The organism is Oleiphilus sp. HI0132 (genome assembly GCF_001635845.1).
Genome location: NZ_LWGJ01001057.1, coordinates 1 through 1,850 on the forward strand (window position 1 = coordinate 1; position 1,850 = coordinate 1,850).

Here is a 1,850-nt window from a genome sequence, read left to right on the forward strand (position 1 = left end):
AACAGGACACAAGCCTACTTAGTGAGTTCTGGAATACCCCAAACCTTGCCAATACACCAGGCATGCCAGCGATTGAGCTCTTCGACGCCGTCGCATCAGGAAAGATCAAAGCCCTATGGGTCATGGCAACCAACCCGGTCGCCAGCCTTCCCAATGCAGAAAAAGTAAGGAAAGCCATTGAACAATGTGACTTCGTCGTTGTGTCTGACTGTGTCGCTCATGCGGATACCTTAGATCGAGCCGAAGTCAAACTGCCCGCTTTGGGCTGGAGCGAAAAAGACGGTACTGTCACCAATTCCGAACGACGAATTTCGCGCCAACGAGCGCTGCTACCACCAGCAGGTGAAGCCAAGCCCGACTGGTGGATTATCTGCCAAGTAGCCAAAGCCATGGGCTACCACGAAGCATTTAATTTTAAATCTGCTGCCGATATTTTTCGGGAACATGCAGCACTAACAGGCTTTAAAAATACGGCTGAACAACGGCCTAGAGATTTCGATATCTCTGGCTTGGCAGAGCTTAGTGACGAACAATACGACTCGCTAGAACCTGTGCAATGGCCCGTAAACAACACTCACCCGAATGGTGTAAAACGATTTTTTTCTGAAGGAGGTTTCTTTACCGCCTCCGGCAAAGCCAAACTCATAGCACTCAGACATCGCCCACCTGTTAACTCATTGTCAGAGGCCTGGCCCCTTGCTTTGAATACCGGACGGGTTCGAGACCAATGGCATAGCATGACCCGCACTGCCTTATCAGCGAGGCTAAACCAGCATAAGCCGGAGCCCTATGTCGAGATCACTCCTGAAGACGCTCATAAGTTCGGTTTAAGTCAGGGCGATATAGCTGAAATAGAAAGTCATTGGGGAAGCATGCTTGCACGAGTGGAGGTCACTAAACGCCTTCCGCAGGGAGAGCTATTTGTCCCCATGCACTGGACCTCTCAATTCAGCAGCCAGGGGCGCGTTGGAGTAGTCGTTAACCCAGAGATTGATCCAATATCCTTCCAACCCGAAAGCAAGCACACGCCGGTTAGCATCAAAGCTTACCAAACCAACTGGCACGGTTTTGTTATTTCACGTCACCCTTTAATTCTTGATGGCATTGACTACACCGTACTCATCAAAGGCGATGGCTACTTCCATTACGAACTTGCAGGAAGGCGGCAAATCAAGCACTGGCAAACCCATCTGTCCAGTCAAATCAGAATCCACTCAGGAGAGCTAGAGTGGCAAACCTATCAAGATGAGCATCAAGGATTATTTCGAACCGCCTGCTTTAATGAAGGCATACTTCAAGCTGTGCTCATCGTAGGTTCGAACTACCAACTACCCGAGCGAAGCTGGATCGCCTCATTATTTAGTCATACCGATAAGCACCCTGAAACCTTAGATACAGAAAGCCGCATGGCTTTATTAACAGGCAAACCACCCATAGGTACGCCGGATGTCGGTAAAATCATATGCGCCTGCTTTAATGTCGGGAAAAAAACCATTCAAACGGCAATAAAGGAACACCAACTAACAAGCCCACAGGAAGTTGGAAAAGTCTGTAAAGCTGGCACCAATTGTGGCTCTTGCGTACCTGAGATAAAAGCGCTATTTACTTAAGGGCAAGCTGACAATAAGCCTCGTACAAGCTAAGTACGAGGCTTATTCCTCCTAAGGGTCGTAGCGGCTAACGAGTACGGTACTCGGCTGACGAGGGGTGTTAAAGCCTTCCGAGGCTTGCTCATTAATTTCGATCAAGGGCACATCTGAAACTAAAGGGTCGAGTTGCTGGGCGTCTTGCCGAACAATCCAATAGCTTGCAACAAACGAAACGGTGAGCGCTGAGTATAAAATGGTATT

The 1,850-nt window shown here is 48.8% G+C and carries 2 protein-coding genes; one reads left to right on the forward strand and one right to left on the reverse strand.

Going from position 1 to position 1,850, the window contains the following annotated elements:
• A partial coding sequence (locus A3766_RS13215; RefSeq protein WP_156508896.1) for a molybdopterin dinucleotide binding domain-containing protein occupies positions 1 to 1,610 on the forward strand: 1,610 nt, incomplete at its 5' end.
• Between the two features lie 51 nt (positions 1,611 to 1,661).
• Here the strand turns inward: A3766_RS13215 and A3766_RS31120 are convergent.
• Positions 1,662 to 1,850: hypothetical protein (locus A3766_RS31120; RefSeq protein WP_197479566.1), on the reverse strand; the 189-nt coding region annotated here is incomplete at its 5' end.